The sequence below is a fragment of the Halomonas sp. ND22Bw genome, assembly GCF_003011945.1.
Lineage (GTDB): Bacteria > Pseudomonadota > Gammaproteobacteria > Pseudomonadales > Halomonadaceae > Halomonas > Halomonas halophila.
Map to the genome: position 1 here is coordinate 69,156 of NZ_PXWD01000001.1, position 20,369 is coordinate 89,524.

At 62.8% G+C, this 20,369-nt stretch carries 16 protein-coding genes; 12 read left to right on the top strand and 4 right to left on the bottom strand.

Annotated features, from left to right (window positions below; all coding sequences use genetic code 11):
- Positions 1-3 precede the first annotated feature (3 nt).
- The 10 genes from CVH10_RS00320 (at position 4) to CVH10_RS00365 (ending at position 13,391) form a co-directional block, all read left to right on the top strand.
- Entirely contained in the window at positions 4-1,026 is a 1,023-nt protein-coding gene (locus CVH10_RS00320) for an NAD-dependent epimerase (protein WP_106487494.1), read from the top strand.
- Positions 1,027-1,135: 109 nt separating this feature from the next.
- A complete protein-coding gene (locus tag CVH10_RS00325) occupies positions 1,136-2,902 on the top strand; it encodes an SLC13 family permease (RefSeq protein ID WP_106487495.1) in 1,767 nt (588 codons plus the stop codon).
- 131 nt (positions 2,903-3,033) lie between these two features.
- Positions 3,034-3,891 carry a 3'(2'),5'-bisphosphate nucleotidase CysQ gene (cysQ, locus tag CVH10_RS00330; protein WP_369335689.1) on the top strand — a complete coding sequence of 286 codons (858 nt, stop codon included), beginning with the start codon at positions 3,034-3,036 and terminating at the stop codon, positions 3,889-3,891.
- A 155-nt stretch (positions 3,892-4,046) separates the two neighbouring features.
- Complete coding sequence (gene cysD, locus CVH10_RS00335; protein WP_106487496.1) at positions 4,047-4,964, top strand: sulfate adenylyltransferase subunit CysD; 918 nt, start codon at positions 4,047-4,049, stop codon at positions 4,962-4,964.
- 95 nt (positions 4,965-5,059) lie between these two features.
- Positions 5,060-5,413: a four helix bundle protein gene (locus CVH10_RS00340; protein ID WP_106487497.1), complete on the top strand. Its 354-nt coding sequence runs from the start codon at positions 5,060-5,062 to the stop codon at positions 5,411-5,413.
- 90 nt (positions 5,414-5,503) lie between these two features.
- On the top strand, positions 5,504-7,435 hold the full coding sequence (cysN, locus tag CVH10_RS00345) for a sulfate adenylyltransferase subunit CysN (protein WP_106487498.1): 1,932 nt from the start codon (positions 5,504-5,506) through the stop codon (positions 7,433-7,435).
- 103 nt (positions 7,436-7,538) lie between these two features.
- Positions 7,539-8,705 carry a nucleotide sugar dehydrogenase gene (locus tag CVH10_RS00350; RefSeq protein WP_106487499.1) on the top strand — a complete coding sequence of 389 codons (1,167 nt, stop codon included), beginning with the start codon at positions 7,539-7,541 and terminating at the stop codon, positions 8,703-8,705.
- 60 nt (positions 8,706-8,765) lie between these two features.
- Positions 8,766-10,745 carry a polysaccharide biosynthesis protein gene (locus CVH10_RS00355; RefSeq protein WP_369335690.1) on the top strand — a complete coding sequence of 660 codons (1,980 nt, stop codon included), beginning with the start codon at positions 8,766-8,768 and terminating at the stop codon, positions 10,743-10,745.
- A gap of 181 nt (positions 10,746-10,926) precedes the next feature.
- A complete protein-coding gene (locus CVH10_RS00360; protein ID WP_369335691.1) occupies positions 10,927-12,240 on the top strand; it encodes an O-antigen ligase family protein in 1,314 nt (437 codons plus the stop codon).
- On the top strand, positions 12,237-13,391 hold the full coding sequence (locus CVH10_RS00365; RefSeq protein ID WP_106487501.1) for a glycosyltransferase: 1,155 nt from the start codon (positions 12,237-12,239) through the stop codon (positions 13,389-13,391). Before CVH10_RS00360 ends, CVH10_RS00365 begins: the two co-directional genes overlap by 4 nt.
- 182 nt (positions 13,392-13,573) lie before the next feature.
- Here CVH10_RS00365 and CVH10_RS00370 read toward each other — a convergent pair whose 3' ends face one another.
- Positions 13,574-14,869 (bottom strand): PIG-L family deacetylase, encoded by a 1,296-nt coding sequence (locus CVH10_RS00370; RefSeq protein WP_181244329.1) that lies wholly within the window; start codon positions 14,867-14,869, stop codon positions 13,574-13,576.
- Positions 14,853-16,022, bottom strand: coding sequence for a glycosyltransferase (locus tag CVH10_RS00375; RefSeq protein ID WP_106487503.1), 1,170 nt, complete (start codon positions 16,020-16,022; stop codon positions 14,853-14,855). Before CVH10_RS00375 ends, CVH10_RS00370 begins: the two co-directional genes overlap by 17 nt.
- A gap of 515 nt (positions 16,023-16,537) precedes the next feature.
- Between CVH10_RS00375 and CVH10_RS00380 the strand changes: the two genes are divergently transcribed.
- A complete protein-coding gene (locus CVH10_RS00380) occupies positions 16,538-17,359 on the top strand; it encodes a hypothetical protein (RefSeq protein ID WP_369335692.1) in 822 nt (273 codons plus the stop codon).
- Positions 17,360-17,489: 130 nt separating this feature from the next.
- The gene (locus CVH10_RS00385; protein ID WP_181244330.1) at positions 17,490-18,491 is read left to right on the top strand and encodes a glycosyltransferase; all 1,002 of its coding nucleotides are present in this window, start codon (positions 17,490-17,492) and stop codon (positions 18,489-18,491) included.
- A gap of 9 nt (positions 18,492-18,500) precedes the next feature.
- On the opposite strand, the gene CVH10_RS00390 is transcribed toward CVH10_RS00385, so the two are convergent.
- Together CVH10_RS00390 and CVH10_RS00395 are read right to left on the bottom strand one after the other, a co-directional pair.
- On the bottom strand, positions 18,501-19,205 hold the full coding sequence (locus tag CVH10_RS00390) for a lipopolysaccharide kinase InaA family protein (RefSeq protein ID WP_369335693.1): 705 nt from the start codon (positions 19,203-19,205) through the stop codon (positions 18,501-18,503).
- Positions 19,206-19,207: 2 nt separating this feature from the next.
- Positions 19,208-20,275 carry a glycosyltransferase gene (locus tag CVH10_RS00395; RefSeq protein ID WP_106487758.1) on the bottom strand — a complete coding sequence of 356 codons (1,068 nt, stop codon included), beginning with the start codon at positions 20,273-20,275 and terminating at the stop codon, positions 19,208-19,210.
- Positions 20,276-20,369 lie beyond the last annotated feature (94 nt).

The following is a 20,369-nucleotide window of genomic DNA, read 5'->3' on the forward strand; positions in this document are numbered from 1 at the left end:
TCCATGAAAATTCTCGTGACCGGCAATGCCGGCTTTATCGGTTTCCACACCGCCAAACAGCTGCTGGAACGCGGCGACAGCGTGATCGGCTTCGATGTGGTCAACGACTACTATGATCCGACGATCAAGGAAGCCCGCCTGAAGATCCTTGAGGAGACCGCGGAGCGCACCGGCAGCGACTATGTGTTCGTGCGCGAGGATCTGGCCGATCAGCAGGCAGTTAACGCGGCGTTCGAGGCGCACAAGCCGGAGCGCGTGATCCACCTGGCCGCCCAGGCCGGGGTGCGATACTCGCTGGAAAACCCGCATGCCTATGTGCAGAGCAATGTGGTGGCCTTCACCAATATCCTGGAGGCCTGCCGGCACCATCGGGTGCAGCATCTGACTTACGCCAGCACCAGCAGTGTCTATGGAGCCAACACCCAGATGCCGTTCTCCGAGCACGAGAGCGTCAATCACCCGCTGCAGTTCTATGCCGCCACCAAGAAGGCCAACGAACTGATGGCTCACAGCTACAGCCACCTGTTTGGCCTGCCGACCACCGGCCTGCGCTTTTTCACCGTTTATGGCCCCTGGGGCCGGCCGGACATGGCGCTTTTTCTGTTCACCGAGAAGACCCTGGCTGGCGAGCCGATCCCGGTGTTCAACCATGGCCACCATACCCGCGATTTCACCTATGTCGACGATATCGTCGAAGGTGTGATTCGGGTCAGCGACGACGTTGCCAAGCCCAATCCCGAGTGGAACAGTGATACACCGGATCCGGCCACCAGCAATGCCCCGTATCGCATCTTCAACATTGGCAACAACGACCCGGTCAAACTCTCTGCCTACATCGAGGCCATCGAGGAAGCGCTGAGCAAGAAGGCGATCAAGGACCTGTTGCCGCTGCAGCCAGGTGATGTGCCGGATACCTACGCCGACTCCACCGAACTGGAGAAGGCCGTGGGATACAAACCCGCCACACCGGTGAAGGAAGGCGTAGCGCGGTTCGTCGAGTGGTATCGCGAGTTCTATGAGTTGTGATGGGGTGCCTGGGGAAATCGGAGGCTGACCCTGTGGCTTTGTTGCTGGCTGTTGCCTGTGGCTTTGTTGTTGTTAAAAACCCTATTCTTCTCGCTTTGATATCGTCTTAATGCCCTTCGACGCCCTGTTTACGCTGGCCACGGTGCTGGCGGTGCTCGTTACGCTGGTGACGACCCGCATCGCGCCGGACGTGGTGCTGATGGCGGCGCTGGCCGTGCTGGTGGTGAGCGGCATCCTGACCCCCGGCGAGGCCCTGGCCGGTTTCTCCAACCCCGGGGTGATGACTATCGCCACCCTTTATGTGGTGGCGGCCGGCCTCAAGGAAACCGGGGCCATCCAGTGGATCGCCCATGGCCTGTTGGGCCGGCCTAGGCAGTTGCGTCGGGCGCAGTTCAGAGTGCTGTTACCGGCTTCCGGGTTAAGCGCCTTCATGAACAACACCACGGTGGTGGCGATGTTCATTCCCGCCATCCAGGAGTGGGCCGGCCGGCTCAAGCTGCCGCCTTCCAAGCTGCTGTTGCCGCTGAGCTACGCCGCCATCCTGGGCGGTACCTGCACGCTGATCGGTACCAGTACCAACCTGGTCGTGGATGGCCTGCTGCAGACCGAGCGCGGCCTGTCGCTGTCGATGTTCGAGCTGGCCTGGGTGGGCGTGCCGCTGCTGCTGGTGGGCGGCGTCTTCCTGATGCTGTTCGCCGACTGGCTGCTGCCCAACCGCCGGGGCGTGCTGGAACAGCTGGAGCAGGCCCGCGAGTATGCGGTGGAGGTGGTGGTGACCGCCAAGGGCCCGCTGGTGGGCAAGACGATCGCCGATGCGGGCCTGCGCAGCCTCAGCCATGGCTACCTGGCCGACATCGAGCGCCATGGCCGCCTGCTCACCGCCGTGCCGCCGGAGACCGAACTGCAGGCCGGCGATGTGCTGGTGTTCATCGGCGCCCCGGAATGCGCCCGGGAGCTGCGCCGCATCCACGGCCTGCGCCCCGCCGGCGGCGACGTGCACAAGCTGGATATCGACCATCACCGGCGCTGCCTGGTGGAGGCGGTGATCGGCCCGGACTTCGCCGGGCTGGGCCAGACGGTGCGAGAGTCGCGCTTCCGCTCACGCTACCAGGCGGTGATCCTTTCCATCTCGCGCCATGGCCAGCGGTTGTCCGGCAAGCTGGGCGACATTCGCCTGCAGGTGGGCGATACCCTGCTGCTGGAAACCGCCCAGGACTTCGTCGACCAGTATCGCTACCGCAAGGATTTCCTGCTGGTGAGCGGGCTGAACGACTCCACGCCGCCGGACTTCCGCAAGGCGCCGCTGGCGATTGCCATTTTGGGCACCATGGTGGCCGCCAGTGCCAGCGGGTGGTTGAGCATCCTCGAGGCCGCGCTGCTGGCCGGTGGCGCCATGCTGGTGACCCGCTGCGTGCCGGCGAGCAAGGCGCGGCGCTACCTCGACCTGACCGTGCTGATCGTGATCGCCGCCTCCTTCGCCCTGGGGGCGGCCATGGCCAAAACCGGCGCCGCCGCCCAGATCGCCCAGTGGTTGCTGCTGATCGACGGCCTGGCCCCCTGGGCGGCGCTGGCCGCAATCTACGCGATGACGGTGATCTTCACCGAGCTGATCACCAACAACGCCGCCGCGGTGCTGATGTTCCCCATCGCCATGGCGGTGGCCGAGCAACTGGGCGTCAACGAACTGCCCTTCGCCGTGGCGATCATGTTCGCCGCCTCGGCGAGCTTCATGACCCCGCTGGGCTACCAGACCAACCTGATGGTGCTGGGGCCCGGCGGCTATCGTTTTCTCGACTACCTGCGCCTCGGCGCCCCGCTGAGCCTGATCGTCGGTGTCACGGCGGTGGGGCTGATACCGGTGGTGTGGGGGTTTTAAGAACGCGGCTTCGGGCTGCGGGCTTCGGGCTTCGGGAAGCCTCCGCTTTCGCAAGCTTGCTGCCAACAGCCCGCAGCTCGTGGCCCGTAGCTCGTAGCCGGCGCGCAGCGCCTGCCCGAAGGAGATTATTCTTGACCGATTTCGTAACTGACGATCTGCGCTTCCGCTTGATCGAGGGTGTGCATGCCGCGGGTCGTGAGGTGATGGCCGTGTATCGACGTGACTTCGAGGTGGCGACCAAAGGGGACGACAGCCCGCTGACCGAGGCGGACATGGCCTCGCATCATGCTCTGGTCGCGTTGCTCGAAGCGTTGTCCCCGCAGGTGCCGATCCTCTCCGAGGAGTCCGGTGGGATTCCGTTCGCGACCCGTCGGGCGTGGGGCCGCTACTGGCTGATCGATCCGCTGGACGGCACCAAGGAGTTCATCAAGAAGAACGGTGAATTCACCCTCAATGTCGCGCTGATCGAAGACGGCGTGCCGGTGTTCGGCATCGTGCATGCGCCCGCCGTGGGCGACGCGGGCGGGACTACGTGGATCGGCCAGCACGGGCAGGGCGCCTGGAAGCAGCAGGCCGGTGGCTCCCTCGAGTCGATCTCGGTGCGTGCCTTGCCGGAGCCCGAGCAGGCGGTCTGGAAGATCGTCGGTAGCCGCTCCCATGGTTCCGACGAGTTCGAGGCCTTCTGTGCCGGGCTGCCCGCCCATGAGCGCGTCTCCATGGGCAGCTCGCTGAAGCTATGCCTGGTGGCTGAAGGTACTGCCGATCTCTATCCGCGCCTCGCGCCCACCTGCGAATGGGACACCGCCGCCGCCCAGGCCGTGGTCACCGCCGCCGGCGGCCAGGTCCTCGATGCCGAGGCCCTGGAACCGCTGCGCTGCAACCAGCAGGACAGCGTGCTCAACCCGTTCTTTATCGTCTGTGGCCAGCGTGACGAGCGCTGGGAAACGGCCCTGCGGGCCAGCTTGAAGCCAGGCGCTTCGCGCCAGTAACGAGCTTCGGGCGGCGAGCTTCGAGCTGGAAGTTGCAAGATGAAAGTGTTGGTGCATCATTTCTGTCCAGCCCGTAGCCCGTAGCCCGTAGCCCGCAGCCTGCAGCCCGCAGCCCGCAGCCACGATTTAACAATTCCGAATCCAATGGAAAGGTAATGATGGAGATCACCCCCGAACGTAAGACCCACCTCAAACAGCTCGAGGCGGAGTCGATCCATATCATCCGTGAGGTGGCGGCGGAGTTCCGCAACCCGGTGATGCTGTATTCGATCGGCAAGGATTCCTCGGTGATGCTGCATCTGGCGCGCAAGGCCTTCTATCCGGGCGTGCCGCCGTTTCCGCTGATGCACGTCAACACCACCTGGAAGTTCCGCGAGATGATCGAGTTCCGCGACCGCATGGCCGAAGAGGCCGGCATGGAACTGATCGAGCACATCAACGAGGAAGGCCGGGCGGCGGGGATCAATCCCTTCGATCACGGCAGCTCCAAGTACACCGACGTGATGAAGACCCAGTCGCTGAAGCAGGCGCTGGACAAGCATCGCTTCGACGCGGCCTTCGGCGGGGCCCGCCGCGACGAGGAAGCCAGCCGTGCCAAGGAGCGGGTGTTCTCCTTCCGCGACAAGCACCATCGCTGGGACCCGAAGAGCCAGCGCCCCGAACTGTGGAACACCTATAACGCCAAGGTGAACCAGGGCGAGTCGATCCGCGTCTTCCCGCTCTCCAACTGGACCGAGCTGGACATCTGGCAGTACATCTACCTGGAATCCATCCCCATCGTGCCGCTTTACTTCTCCGCGCCACGTCCGGTGGTGCATCGCGACGGCATGGACATCATGGTCGACGACGACCGCCTGCCGCTGGAAGCCGGCGAAGTGCCGGAAGAGAAGTGGGTACGCTTCCGCACCCTCGGCTGCTATCCGCTGACCGGCGCGGTGGAATCCACGGCCACCACCCTGCCCGAGATCATTCAGGAAATGCTGCTGACGAAAACCTCCGAGCGCAGCGGCCGTGCCATCGATCACGATCAGGCGGGGTCGATGGAGCGCAAGAAGCGGGAGGGGTACTTCTGAGCTACGGGCTACGGGCTACGGGCTACGGGCTACGGGCTGCGGGCTGCGGCTGCGGGCGAGCTACAATATTCTCGAAGTCGGCTCGGGAGTAGCTAATGCGGCACGAACAAATGGAAGTCTGGCAACGTAGCAAGTGTCTCAGTGTAGAGGTATATCGCGAGCTAAAAGGCTTACGTGATTTTGGCTTCAAGGATCAAATCACTCGTTCTGCTCTATCGATTCCCAGCAATATTGCAGAGGGGTTTGAGCGTTATACCGAACGAGAAAAGTTCCGTTTCGTGTCCATTGCGAAAGGTTCGTGTGGAGAGCTTGCTACCCAAGCCCTGATAGCTATTGAAGTCGGTTATATATCTGAGTCCACAGGCCAACATTGGCGACAAGAAGCCATGACCTTGTCACGTATGCTGGGCTCTTTGCTAAAGACACTGGCGCATCAACCTCGAAACTAGTCAGCGAACATGAAGAGAGCACGGCCTGCTCGTAGCCCGAGGCTCGGAGCTCGTAGCGCGCGTGCTCTTCACCAGGACGGAGAAAAGACTGTGTCACATCAATCCGCGATGATCTCGGAAGACATCGAGAGCTACCTCAAAGAACACGAGCAAAAAGACCTGCTCCGCTTCATCACCTGCGGTAGCGTGGATGACGGGAAGTCGACGCTGATCGGGCGGCTGCTGCACGATTCGAAGATGATCTACGAAGATCAGCTGGCGGCGATCACTCAGGCGTCGAAGACGGCGGGGACGACCGGGGATGAGGTGGATCTGGCGCTGCTGGTCGACGGCCTGCAGTCGGAGCGGGAGCAGGGCATCACCATCGATGTGGCGTATCGCTTCTTCTCCACCGATCGGCGCAAGTTCATCATTGCCGATACGCCGGGGCACGAGCAGTACACCCGGAACATGGCGACCGGGGCGTCGACCGCGAGCCTGGCGGTGATCCTGGTCGATGCGCGCCACGGGGTGCAGACCCAGACGCGCCGGCACAGCTTCATCGCCGATCTGCTGGGCATCCAGCACCTGGTGGTGGCGATCAACAAAATGGACCTGGTCGGCTACTCCCAGGAGCGCTATGAGGAAATCGTCGCCGAGTACCAGGAGATCGCCGGCAAGCTCAACGCCCCGGACATCCGCTTCGTGCCGCTCTCGGCGCTCAAGGGCGACAACGTCGTCAACCCGAGCGAGGCGATGAACTGGTACCGGGTCGATGGAAAACAGGGACCGGCGCTGCTAGAGCTGCTCGAGACTGTCGAGATCACCCACGACCAGAACCTGCGCGATCTTCGACTGCCGGTACAGTATGTCAATCGCCCCAATCTGGATTTTCGCGGCTATGCCGGAACCTTGGCCGCCGGTGTGATGAGCCCGGGCCAGAAGGTGAGGGCGCTGCCCTCCGGCAAGGTGTCGACCGTCGAGCGGCTGGTGACCTGGGACGGCGATCTCGAGCACGCCTATCCCGGCGATGCGATCACCGTGACCCTGGAAGACGAGATCGACATCTCCCGCGGCGACTGGCTGGTCGCCGAAAATGATGAAGTGCCGCTGGCCACCAGCTTCGAGGCCGATATCGTGTGGATGCACGAAACGGCACTCGAGCCCGGCAAGCTCTACGACATCAAGCTGGCGACCCGAGATGTGGCGGGCAAGGTGGCAGCGATCGACTATCAGGTCGACGTCAACACCCTGGAGCATCGTCACGCCGATCATCTGGACCTCAACGCCATCGCACGCTGCGCGCTGGAGCTGACCGCGCCGGTACCGGTGGACGACTATCGCACCAGCCCGGGAACGGGCAGCTTCATCATCATCGACCGGTTGACCAACATCACGGTGGGGGCCGGCATGATCCACCGGCCGCTGGAGAGCGAGCTGCCCTACGAGTTCCGCGAGCACGACAGCAAGGCCAGCGTGGTGTGGAACCGCACCAGCGTGACCCAGGCCATGCGCGAGCAGCTCAACGGCCATGCCGGCAAGTGCGTGTGGTTCACCGGTCTTTCCGGTTCCGGCAAGTCGAGCCTGGCCAACGCCCTGGAAGTGGAGCTGAACCGTCGTGGCTACCACACCATGCTGCTGGACGGTGATAACATCCGCCATGGTCTGTGCAAGGACCTGGGAATGGGGGAAGCCGACCGCACCGAGAACATTCGCCGGGTGGGCGAGGTGGCGCGGTTGTTCGCCGAGGCGGGCATCATCGTGATCACCGCCTTCATCTCGCCGTTCCGCGCCGACCGCGATGCGGCCAGGGCGTTGTTCGACGAGGGCGACTTCATCGAAGTGCACGTGGACACGCCGCTGGACATTTGCGAGCAGCGCGATCCCAAGGGGCTGTACCAGAAGGCCCGAGAGGGCAGAATCGCCGACTTCACGGGCATCAGCAGCCCCTACGAAGCGCCACCCCAGGCCGAGGTGACGTTGAAGGGCGCGGAACACGGTCAGCAGGAACTGCTGGCCCAGCTGATCAAGCGGGTGATCTAAGACGCTCATGCGGCGGCCGCGGATCGCCCGCGGCTGGTTCGACAAGGATCCCGCGGGGGCCGCTTGGGCGGCCCCCGCGGGGCAGTTTCTGACAGGTGAATGCATGAAGATTGCCATTGCCGGCACCGGCTATGTGGGCCTCTCCAATGCCATGCTGCTGGCCCAGCACAATCAGGTCGTGGCGCTGGACATCGTGGCGGAGAAGGTGGCGCAGCTCAACGACCGGGTCTCGCCCATCGAGGACGCCGAGATCAGCGACTTCCTGGCCAACCGGGCGCTCGACTTCACTGCCACCCTGGACAAGGAAGTCGCCTACCGTGATGCCGACTTCGTGGTGATCGCCACGCCCACCGATTACGACCCCGAGACGAACTATTTCAATACCTCGACCGTCGAGGCGGTGATCCGGGACGTGATGGCCATCAACCCCGCGGCGGTGATGGTCATCAAGTCCACCGTGCCGGTGGGCTACACTGCCGAGGCCTGCCAACGTTTCGGTACCGATAATCTGCTGTTCTCGCCGGAGTTCCTGCGAGAGGGCAAGGCGCTCTACGATAACCTCTACCCGTCGCGGATCATCGTCGGCGAGCGTTCCGAGCGCGCCGAAACCTTCGCCGGACTACTCGAGCAGGGGGCCGTGAAGGAGGAAGTGCCGGTGCTGTACACCAACAGCACCGAGGCCGAGGCCATCAAGCTGTTTGCCAATACCTATCTGGCCATGCGCGTGGCCTATTTCAACGAGCTGGACACCTACGCCGAGACCCATGGCCTGGACAGCCGCCAGATCATCGAGGGCGTGGGGCTGGACCCGCGCATCGGCAGCCATTACCACAACCCTTCCTTCGGCTATGGCGGCTACTGCCTGCCCAAGGACACCAAGCAGCTGCTGGCCAACTACCAGGACGTGCCCAACAACCTGATCCAGGCCATCGTCGACGCCAACACCACTCGCAAGGACTTCATTGCCGAGTCGGTGATCCGGCGTCAGCCGCGGGTGGTGGGGGTCTATCGCCTGATCATGAAGGCCGGCTCGGACAACTTCCGCGCCAGTGCCATGCAGGGCGTGATGAAGCGGCTCAAGGCCAAGGGCATCGAGGTGGTGGTCTATGAGCCGGTACTGGAAGAGGATACCTTCTACGGCTCGCGGGTGATGCGCGACCTGGACGCCTTCAAGCAGGAAGCGGAGCTGATCCTCAGCAATCGCATGGTTGCCGAGCTGGAGGACGTGGCCCACAAGGTCTATACCCGCGACCTGTTCGGCAGCGATTGACCCCGAGCGATCGAGCGCTGTGTCATTGACCCCGAGGCCACGCAATACAAGGACGAGATGATGAATCATTCACGCATGCACCGAGCGATCGTCGATCTCAGCCGCGCGCACAAGCGTCTGCTGATGGTGGCGGCCGATCTGGTGGCGCTGCCGCTGGCGCTGTGGTCGGGCTATGCGCTGCGCCTGGCCGAGTGGTGGCCGGCCAGTTACCTCGAACCTTACTGGTGGATGTTCCTGGTCGTGCCGGTGGTGGGGGTGTTCGTGTTCGCTCGGCTGGGGCTGTACCGTGCGGTGGTGCGCTTCATGGGCCCTCAGGCGCTGTGGGCGGTGGTCAAGGGCGCGGTGCTGCTGGCGCTGATGATGTGGGCGGCGGCCTACTTCTTCCAGTGGCAGGGCTTCCCGCGTTCGGTGCCGGTGAACTTCGCCCTGGTGACCCTGGTGTACGTGGGCGGTACGCGCCTGCTGGTGCGCAGCTACTATCACTGGCTGAACCGCCACTTCGCCGAGAAGGAGCCAGTGGCCATCTATGGCGCTGGCGGGGCGGGGGCTCAGCTGGCGCTGGCGCTCTCCAGCGGGCGTGAGTTCGTGGTCACGGCCTTCCTGGACGATTCTCCTTCGCTGTGGGGCAGCACTATCAAGGGGGTCAAGGTGATGGAGCCGGACGCCATCGCCGGGCTCGTCGAGCATCATGGCCTCAAGCGGGTGCTGCTGGCGATGCCCAACGCGACCAAGGCCGAGCGCAAGCAGGCCCTGGACAAGCTGACGGACCTGCCGGTGCACGTGCAGACGGTCCCCTCCATGCCCGAGATCGTCTCCGGCGAAGCCAGCCTGGACCAGCTGCGCGAGGTGGAACTGGAGGACCTGCTGGGGCGGGACCCGGTGCCGCCCGACGAGGCCCTGGTGGACGCCAGCATCCGCGGCAAGGTGGTGATGGTGACCGGCGCCGGCGGCTCGATCGGCAGCGAGATGTGTCGCCAGGTGATGCGCGGCGCCCCCAGGGCGCTTGTGCTCTACGAGATCAGCGAATACGGGCTCTATGCCATCGATCAGGAGCTCGAGGCGCTGAAGCGTGACATGGGGGCGGACTTCCCTATCTATCCGCTGCTGGGGAATGTCTGCGATCGTGAGCGTATGGAGGCGACGCTGCGCCGCTATGAGGTCGATACCCTCTATCATGCGGCGGCCTACAAGCATGTGCCGATCGTCGAGCACAACGTGCTGGAGGGCGTGCGCAACAACGTGCGGGGCACCCGGGTAGTGGCGGAGAGCGCGGCCAAGCTTGGCGTGGAGCGCTGCGTGCTGATCTCCACCGACAAGGCGGTGCGCCCCACCAACGTGATGGGTGCCACCAAGCGCATGGCCGAGCTGGTGCTGCAGGACCTGGCCGCGCGGCGCGGCGGCGAAGGGGAACACCACACGATCTTCTCGATGGTGCGTTTCGGCAACGTGCTGGGATCCAGCGGTTCGGTGATCCCGCTGTTCCGGCGCCAGATCGAGCAGGGCGGCCCCTTGACCGTGACCCACCCCGAGATCACCCGCTACTTCATGACCATTCCCGAGGCGGCCTTGCTGGTCATCCAGGCGGGCTCCATGGCCAAGGGGGGCGATGTCTTCGTGCTGGACATGGGCGACCCGGTGAAGATCGTCGACCTGGCGCGGCGCATGATCCGCCTGACCGGGCTGGAGGTGCGCGATGGCGATAGCCCCGAGGGCGATATCGAGATCGCGTTTACCGGCCTGAGGCCCGGAGAAAAGCTCTACGAGGAACTGCTGATCGGCGAGAACGTGGTCGGCACTTCGCACCCCAAGATCATGCGCGCCCGTGAGGCCGTGTTGCCCACCGAGACGCTGCGTGAGCTGCTTCAGGCGCTGCATGACGCCGAGCACCAGATGGACAGCCACCAAGCCTGTGAAACGCTCAAGCTCGGTGTGGACGGTTTCACCCACGGCAGCGGGCTGTGCGATCTGCTGGGGCGTGAATCGCAGAACGCCGAGGCGGCTCCCGTCGTTCGGCTGGAGACCCGAGGAAAGGCGCGATGAGGTGCATGGCCGGCATTGCCGTGAAAATCGGCGCCTGGTGATGGGAGTTCTCCGTTCGAATGCGTGGGAATTCTGGTAGCATGCTCTGCCATTTCCTTCGCGATGCAGGCGGCTGACATCCGTGTTACCTCCGGTTTTTCCTGATAGCAGGTTACCCACACATTTCTTTCCCGAAACGCAGGTGTCACGCGTTCTGACATGGCTCGGGCTGCTTGCCACCTTCTTGTATGCCGCAGGGCGTGTGGCGTGGCCGGATGTCGGCCAGAAAGCGGGCACGGTCATGGCGCTGCTGGGGCTATTCGCGGTGCTGTATTGGGGGCGGCGGCTGCGGTCGTCGGCGCCACTGTGGTTGCTGCTGATGATAGTGCTGGTTCAGCTGCTGAGCTGGGGGCTCGGCTATCTGCATCACCCGCAGTGGGTGCCGGACAATCCCGAGCTGGATCGCCTGGCCAAGTGGTTCCTGTTCATCGGCATGGCCTGGTGGCTGGGGGGCAGCACGCGGCTGACCTTATGGGTCTGGGCAGTCGCCGTGCCGGGTTTCCTGCTGGCGGTGTGGCTCGAGGGCCATGGTTGGCAGAGCTGGCAGCGAGGGTTGGCGGGAGGGCGCGTCGGTTTCGGCATCCACAACGCTCAGCATGTGGCAATGCTGTTCGGCGTGGCGGCCCTGGGGCTGGCATCTTTCGCCCCGAGAATGTGCTCGGCAGGGCGACTGGCCTTGGGGCGCCGCCTGGCCTGGTGCGCCATGCTGATCGTGTGCCTGGTGGGGCTCGTCGTGACTCAGACGCGCGGCGTCTGGCTGGCAACCATCGTCGCGTCGCTGGTGATGCTGGGAGGCTGGGCCTGGAGAGCCAGGAAGCTCAGTCGACACGCCGAGGCGTCTCGTCACCGGGCATGGGCGGCCGTCATCGGCGTCTTGCTGGCCATCGTGGTGCTGTTCTCGACTTTCCATGGCACCGTGGAGCGCAGGCTGCTGGTCGAACAGCAGGTGATCACCAGCGTTATCGAGGGCGACTGGGGCGGCGTACCCTATTCCAGCGTTGGCGTTCGAATCCACTCCTGGCGTGCGGCCACGGAGTGGATCGCCGAGCGTCCGTTCGTCGGTTGGGGCGGCGAGGGGCGCAGCCTGGTGATGGAACAGACGGCGTGGCTGCCGGATACTATTCGCCAACGTTTTGGACATCTGCACAATACCTTCCTGGAGGTACTGGTCGGCTATGGGCTGCTGGGTGCGAGCGTGGTGGCGCTGTTGGCCACTTGGGTCGCGCGCGGTACCTGGCTGGCCTGGCGAGGCGGTGTGATGCCGGGGGACATGGCGCTGTTCGGTTTCGGCTTCTTCGTGTTCTTCATGATCGCCAACCTGTTCGAGTCCTATCTGGCCTTCTGGTCCGGCGGTTATGTGTTCACCCTGATCATGGGCGGACTGGTGACCCATATCTGGCACTGGCAACGGTCTAGTGGCTTGACGGTCCTTGTTTTTCGAAAGGCGGTCCGATGAGAACCCTGGTCGTCGTTCGCTCCTTGAAGATGGGCGGCATGGAGCGCGTTGCGGTCAACCTCGCCGATGCCTTCGCGGAGGCGGGGCATGAGAGCCATCTGCTCAGCTTGCGCGAGGTGGTCGATCCCTTGCGTCCGGCACGCGATGAGGTACGAGGGCATCGGCTCAACCTGCGCTGGTGGAGCCGGCTGACCGGCATCGGCTTGTTGCTGGAGCTGTTCGCTCGCCTCGTCATCAACCCGCTCATGAAACGCTCGCTTTTCCTGGGCACCGGCGTGATGGGCGGCTGGGTCTTTCATCGCTGGCTACGTCGCGCCGAGCGTCGGTACGGGCGCTTCGATCGCATCGTCTTCCGGGGCGTTGGTACCTTCGAACTGGTCTGGACGTTCCGCGATGAGCGGGCGCGCTATGTGCTGGAAAACATCCTGCATGTTCGAAAGGTCGGTTGGCGGGGGCGGCTGCTGAGCCGTTGCCTGTATGACCACCGCCACCTAGTGACGGTATCGCATGGGGTGGCCGAGAGCCTCGATGAAGCGGCGAAATGCTGGGGCTTCACGCCGGCCTCTGTGACGGTCATTCCCAATCCTTGCCCGATCGACGGTATTCGTCAGGCCATGACGGAGCCGGAGCCCGACCTGCCCGAGCCCCCCTATCTGGTCAACGTCGCCCGCCTGGTACCGGCCAAGGATCATGCCCTGCTGTTACGCGCCTATGCGGCGGCTGACACGTCGATGCCGTTGGTGCTGGTGGGCGATGGGCAGGAGCGTGAGCGGCTTGAGGCGCTGGCCGAGACGCTGGGGATCGCCGAGCGCGTGATCTTCGCGGGGCAACGTGCCAATCCTTATCCGTGGATGCATCATGCCCGGCTGTTCGTGCTCAGCTCGCGTTTCGAGGGCATGGGCATCGTGCTGTTCGAGGCGCTGGCCTGTGACACCCCGGTGCTCAGCGTCGACTGCCCAGGCGGCATTCGCGAGATCCTCAAGGGTGATCTCGAGGCCTGCATTACGCCGCACTCGGTCGAGGGGCTGGCGGAGGGCATTCGCCACGCGCTCGCTCGAGACAAGCCTGCCATCCAGGAAGCCTGGCTGGAGAATTTCCGGCCCGATGTCGTCGCTGAGGCGTTTCTTGCCTCCCCCTCCCGGGGCAACTGATTTTAGCGGATGTGAACGATACGTCTCCGGTGCCGGGCTTGCGGCGCCAATATCGCATCGCCAGGCCGAACGGTTCAGCGCCCGCCAGTGCCGCCCCCCTCCGATGGCGCCATCGGAAGGGGCTGAACGGCCATCGCTGCGCGTGGTGTTTGCCATGTCGCTGGGGGTTGATGGCCTGATGTTCAGTGGGAGGCGAAATATTCCATGAGCGCCTCGGTGCCGACGAGAGCGAACATTTCCTGCGCCTTGATGTGAGTCTGGAAGAAGTCGTGCTGGCCGTAGTCGGCCCAACGCTCGGGCTGAATGCCGCTCAGTCGGCGTTTCACTGCACGTTTCAGCCGACGCTCCCAGCCTGGTTTGTCGCGCAGGTCGTGCATGCTGTCCATGGCCACGGCTTTTTCCCGCTGCGCTTCCAGGTCGAGCGGCTGGCTGTAGAGCGACCATGCCCCCAGGCCTGATGTCGAGCAAGCGACCGGCCATACGCCAGATGCGGCATGGGCCGGCCCGCGGGGGAAGCCGCGTTGACTCTTGAGGTGATTGGCATAGAGCAGCACTCGCTCGGGTCGATGCATCGTGGCATTTAGTGCCGTTGCCAGAGCCGCTGCGGCGGCTTGGTGGTCGGGGTGCGGATCGAGTTCTGGATGGGGCACCACCACGGTACTGGGGCGCACCTGATCGAGCAGCCCTATCAGATCGGCCAGCAGGTCGTCTCCCCGGTTGCTGGGCCCGCCCGGGAGCTCATCGGAGGCCAGTGGCCGCGCGTTCCAACGCCTGAAGTCGGCAGGTGATAGCGCGTCATCGGCCAGAGAGGGGGCGCAGATGTTCGGGGTGTCCAGCAGAGTGGCCAGGGTGTCGTTGAAATAACCGAGCATGTAGAGCCGATCCTGGGCGACGCCGGCGAGCTGGGGCGTCGTTGCGCTGTTCCAGCTCCGAATCCAGCCTTTGCGACGGCTGGCGCTCTTCAGATCGTGATCGAGGAACGGCAGGTACTGTCGATCGAGCCGTTTGTGGCGTTCGCCCGCGGTCAGGGTCAGGATCCAGGTGCGTTCGGCATGCTGGCGGTACAGGCCGTAGGCGGCGAGCTCGGCGTCATCGGGGTGGGGAGCGATGATCATCAGTGGCCCGTCGTCGAGTGCCGGGCGCTGGAAGCCGAGCAGTCGCGCTTGGGGGGCCAGCCGGCATCTTTCGGCCGAGAGTGTCACTGCGCCGAGATCGTCGATACCGGTAAGATTGAGCAGACGCTTGCCGGCTTGCCCGGGTTCGAGGTACTGGATGAAGCGCTCATGTCCATTTTCTCGAACCGTGATGCCGGGTTGCCGCCAGCGGCCGCGAGCCTGATAGCGAACTTCCAGCATCCAGCTCCAACCGCTGGTCGAGGACGTGGCTTCCGATAGGTGCAGCTTGCCCTTTTCATCGATGCTGCCGTCGACCTCGCGTTCGGGCGCCAGGGGCAGGGTGTGATCATGCGTGGTTGGCATCGGCGGGCTCCTGGCGGTCATCGATGAGATCGAGAAACTGGCTGACGATTCTGCGCTCGCTGAAGCGCTCTATCCAGGCCGGTTGAACCTCGATCGGTGATGCGACGGCCCGATGCATGCCGGCGGCCAGTGCCTCCGGGGTGGCGTCGGTGATCAATTGCTGTTGTTCGTCGACCAGCACTTCGTTGATGCCCCCTGGCGCCCTGGTGGCGACACAGGGCGTGCCGAGCGCCAGCGCTTCGATCAGTACGATACCGAGCCCCTCGAAACGGGAACTGAGCACCAGTGCATCCGCGCGTGCCATCCAGGGATAGGGATTGGCCTGATGGCCGAGGAAATCGACGGCGTTGTCGATGCCCAGTGCTTGGGACAGGTTTTCCAGTCGGGCACGCTCGGAGCCGTCGCCGATGATCACCAGGCGATGCTTCAACCCTTGTTGGCGTGCCAGGGCGAAGGCCTCGAGCAGCAGGCATTGCCTCTTGACCGGTACCAGTCGGGCGACATGGACGAGGAAAGGCCCGGGGATCTCGACCGGCGGGGGCGCTGATGCCGAGTGACGGATCGCTTCAAAGGGCACGGCATTATGGATGGCGTGACTCGTTTCGATGGAAACTCCCTGGGCGTTGAGGTAAGCCTGCAGGTTCGCTTTCACTCCCTCGGAGACGCTGATCACGCGGTGGTTCTTGAACAGGCAGCGCGTCAGCCAGCGCCCCAGTGCATGTTCGGGAAAGCGCCCTGTCACGGCTTCCACGACGCGCCAGGTCCGCGGATCCTTGACACGCCACAGTAGCTCGAAGGCCCCCTGGCCGCGGAGCAAGATCTGGTCCAGCTTGCCGTATTGCTGCTCGACGTTGGTCACGAAGGCATCGAAGGCTCGGCTGCAGCGCCATCCTTGCCATATGAACCCAGACTGAGGGATGAGGGGAGAAAGCAACAGCCGACTGAGAAGGTGCCACGCCATCCCGGCGGCGCTGCGGCGCTGTTCCCTGTCTATGTCACGGCAGTGAACGATGACGTCGGGGGAGGGCTGCTGGATCGGCTGGCCTTTCAGCACCAGCAGGTGAACCTCGTGTCCGGCCGCCGCCATGGCGTTGGCCAGTGTCATCGTGGCGGTCTCGATGCCACCGGTACCGAGGCGGCGCAAAACGATCATGATGCGTCTGGGAGGAAATGTCGAAGGTTGCAATGTTTCACTATCCGGGGAGGGCTTCGTGCTTTCGGCTTGCCGTGGCTCGATGTGTCGGAGACGCTTGTCAGGCCATCAAGCATATGTGTAGCATTCTAACTGTTTGCATTGGCGTAGGATATGGTTTTTACCGGTGAGTCCCACTGCTGCACACACGACTGCCACGCGGTTGCCGGCTATGACCGCCGGTCTATGTACGAGACGAAGGGCCTTGGGTAAAGTGTCTCTGCTTCTTGCGTATTGGCCGAGTTCAATAGTGATGTGTGCAATATATACCGTGCACTCAGGCGTTTATTTCGAATAACAAGAGGCCTTGGTGGCCTACAAGAAGCGAGCAAGGCGGCCGGGAGACTGCCGACTCACCGCATCAGGGAACTGTTACCGCATCCATGAAATCATTTTGCCACCAACCAGCGGCTCGCCACTCGATTCCATTGGCGCCTGCCGGAGATCCGGCGTTCTTTCCTCTTTACGATGATCGCATGCGCTGGCCCATTCGCCGTGCCCGTCTGCAGGTCTCGGTACGTGAAGCATTCCAGGAGGGAGTTGGCCTGCCACTGGAGAGGCGGTTGTTGCGCCGGTGGCTCAGGGGCCGATACGGCAGTGCCACGATCGAACGAAAGGGGCTGCCGCGGCGAGCGATGGAAGAATCTCTCGGGGATCGGCTGACCCTTGAAGTCGACCCGCGTGAGCTGATCCAGAGCACCGACTGGCGTGGGTATGATCGTCGCCAGCGTCCTTCCTCATCGCGTTTCCTCTGGGATGGCGAATGGGATCTTCGGCGTGGCGATCTGCGATTCAGTTCCCGTTACCGTTTTATCAGCGATCTCGATGAACATCGCGACGATCTGACGCGGAGTGAAAGTTTCGCCAGGTATGCGGCTCGCTTGAAAGCCGGCAGACCGTGGTCTTCCCATCAGCAGGGGGTGTTGTTGGATTCCGAAGAGCGAATCCTGATGTACCTGCGCGTGTATCTGAGCTTTCTTGATGACATGGCCGTACGAGGGTTCGATGGTTCTCGCGGCAAGGACAAGCTGGGCGTGGCGGTAAGCCGAGAAGGGCGTTTGATCAAGATCAATCGTGGCCTGCATCGCCTGGCGATGGCGCAGCGGCTGGGTTTGGACAGCGTGCCGGTACGGGTCATGGCGGTACATCGTGAGTGGTGGCAGCGCATCGTGGGTGAGACTAAGGGACAGCAGGCATTGGAATTGATGATCGTTGCCTTGCGTGAAAGTGTCCCCGAGAGTCTCTCCGGTGATTTGGATCCGGCGTGTTGGCCCGATACTTTCGAATGGCCCTCCTGAAACGATCTAGTGGACTTGCGTGTGTCATACTATGCATAGCGTTTTATTTATCGTAGATCATTTGGATACTGGCGGTGCTCCTGCTGTCATTCGACGCTTGTGCTGGGCTTTTTTCAGGCTTTCAGTGCCCGTGACACTTGTTGCCTTGAGTGACAGGGTGTCAGGAAGTTTTCCCGACGAGACCCGTATCTTTGCGTTGCCCATGGGATATAAAGGGGCATATGCAAAGTGGCGCCGCCACTCGCGTCACGCTGAGCTGCTGGATGAACACTTGGCGAGAGAGGGGGTGGAAGCGACTCTCGTCGTTTCCCATCTGAATTACTCTCATAAAGTGGTGAGTCGTTCTTCGCTGTCAGCGGTTGCTTGGTACTGTTTGCACTCCGACCCTGCACGCGAGCTTGTGGGTAACAAGAGCGGATGGCGAAAGAAAAAGAAGTCTCGTGATGTTCGCCGCCTCTACAATGGTAAAAAAGTATTGGGCGTTTCGGATGGTATCATCGAGTCGTTGGAAAACCTGTTTTCTGTAGAGCCTGCTAGACGTCTGGCCGTCCATAATCCCGTTGAGCTGGCTTCGGTGAGAGAGTTTTCAGAGTGTTTCGTCGATGATGTGCCTCCAGAATATGTTTTATTCGTAGGAAGGCTTGAGCAAAGATCCAAGCGCTTCGATAGACTGCTGAATGCCTATCATTATAGCGAACTAGACATCCCGTTGGTGATCATTGGTGAGGGCGGGGCGAAGTCTTTCATTGAAGAAGAAGTTGATAGGCTGGAGCTGAGAGGTAGCGTCATCCTTCTCGGGCATCGTGATAACCCTTATCCTTACATGGCCAAGGCAAGGGCACTTGTTCTAAGCTCTGATTATGAGGGATTCTCCCTGGTTCTTGCCGAAGCGTTGGCTTGTGGTACCCCGGTTGCTAGTGTTGATTGTTGCTCGGGGCCAAGAGAGATTCTAGTGCAAGAGTTTGCAGAATATCTAGCCCCCTTGGACGATGGCCTTGCATTGGGTGGCGCACTTAAGAGAGTCGTCGAGGACATGCCTGACGTTCCTGATGCCTTTGTCGATAGGTTCGACTCTGAAGCGGTCGCAAAGCGGTATTTATCTCTGGAACATGATGCGCTTACCGATGCATGATGTATGAGTTCAGGGTATGAAGAGTCTCGATATGGTAGATGCGGCGTATTCGCGGTAAGTGGTGCCATAGAGTTTATGAGCAACGAGAGTGCTTTCTAAAGCCGGCCACTGGTCGGCTTTTTTTCTGGGCAGCCGGCGTACATGAGCATCGATCCAGATCAGCGTGCCGTCATCGGCCACCAGCAGGTTGTTGTAGTGAAGATCGCGGTGAACGTAGCCGGCGCGAGCGAGACGGGCCACCTCTTCGCAGAAGCGTTCCAGAAAACGGTATCGGCCGGCGTCGTCCAGTGACTCGAAGACATCGCCCCCCGGCCTGGCATCCTGACGGTGTTCCATCAGCAACAGCGAGGCGTTGCGATTCGCCGGGTTCAGCGATAGACCCCAGCCGTGGCAGCGAGGCGTGGCGAGGCCGGCCCGCTGGAGGATGCCCAGGCTGAGGAATTCCTTGCGGGCATCCGACTGCAGCAGCCAGCGCTTCTCCAGATAGTCGCGGCTGAACCAGCTGAATGGCGCTTTGCGCTTGGTGAACTTGTCGGGCACCACCTTGGCGAGGATCTTCCCGTCCTGTGAGAGATAGAAGCGGCTGCTGCCCGCGGCCTCGAAGGCGGCGGTGGTACTGGTGCTGGCCAGGCGCAGTTGGGCTGGCAGGCCGTCGGCATGAAACACCAGATAGCGACGTCGGCGGTCGTCGAAGGGGATGTCGAGCAGCTTCACCGTCACAGCGCCTCGAACTGGGGCAGGACCGTTTCCTTGAGGAACTGCTGATAGTGGCGCGGCTCGATGGTGATTGGCGCACGGTCCATGTTCGCCAATGCCTGAGCCAGGCCTGTTTCGTCATCAGTGGCGACGAGAAAATCGGCCAGCTCCTGGGTAAGGATCTCTCGAGGGCCGCTGGGGCAGTCTACGCTGACCACCGGCGTGTGCAGCAGCAGGGCCTCGATCAGCACTCGCGGCAGCCCCTCGGCATCCGAGGTCAGAACCATCGCCTTGGCGTGGCGGATGAAGGGATACGGGTTGTGGTGATAGCCCAGCCACAGCACGCGGTCCTCGAGTCCGAGCTCCTTTATCTGCTCGCGAACGGCAGCTTCGTGTTCCGGCTTGCCCTTGCCCATGATCGCCAGGGGCGTGGTCACGGCGCTTTCGGCATAGGCCCGCAGCAGGCGGTCATGACGCTTGCGGGGCTCGATGGCCGCCACGCACAGGAAATAGTCGCCCTCAGGAACCGGGGCGTCTTCCTCGGCCATGGCCATGAAGGGGCCGCGTTCATAGGGGTTGTAGATAGGCACGATGCGTTCGGCCTCGAGACCGACGATCTGCTCGAGGTTCTCCTTGACGCCCTGCGACACGGCGATGACCTGGCGGTCTTTATAGAAGCGCCGGACCTTGGCGAAGGCGCGCTCACGCTGCTTGGTGTCGCTGAATTTGGCCGAGACATCCGACTTGATCCAGAAGTAGAGGTTCGGGAAGTCGAGGTGGCGGGTGATCTTGTCACAGGAGCAGGAGATCACCACGTCCGGTCGCCAGGGCGTCAGAGCACGCTTGATCCGTGAGGCCTGCCATTTCTCGGTCAGTACCGTGCTGGTGGCCTTGGTGAAGCGGGTGACCACGGCGAGGTTCTCGATCTCGAGCCCTTCGGGCAGTCGATGTTCGATGCGCTCCCGCAGCGTGAATACCTTGACCGCATGACCGCGCTGGCGCAGCTGGTCGGCCGTATAGAGCAGCGATTTCTGGGCGCCGCCGCCGTAGAGGTCCTCGATGACGAAGGCGAATCTTTTGCGGGTCATGGTGTCGTCCTGCACGGCGGTTTCATCCTGCGACGCTCAGAGCCGAGTGATTGGCGCGGCGCGAGTGTCGGCGCAAAAGGCAAAATTCTAGCAT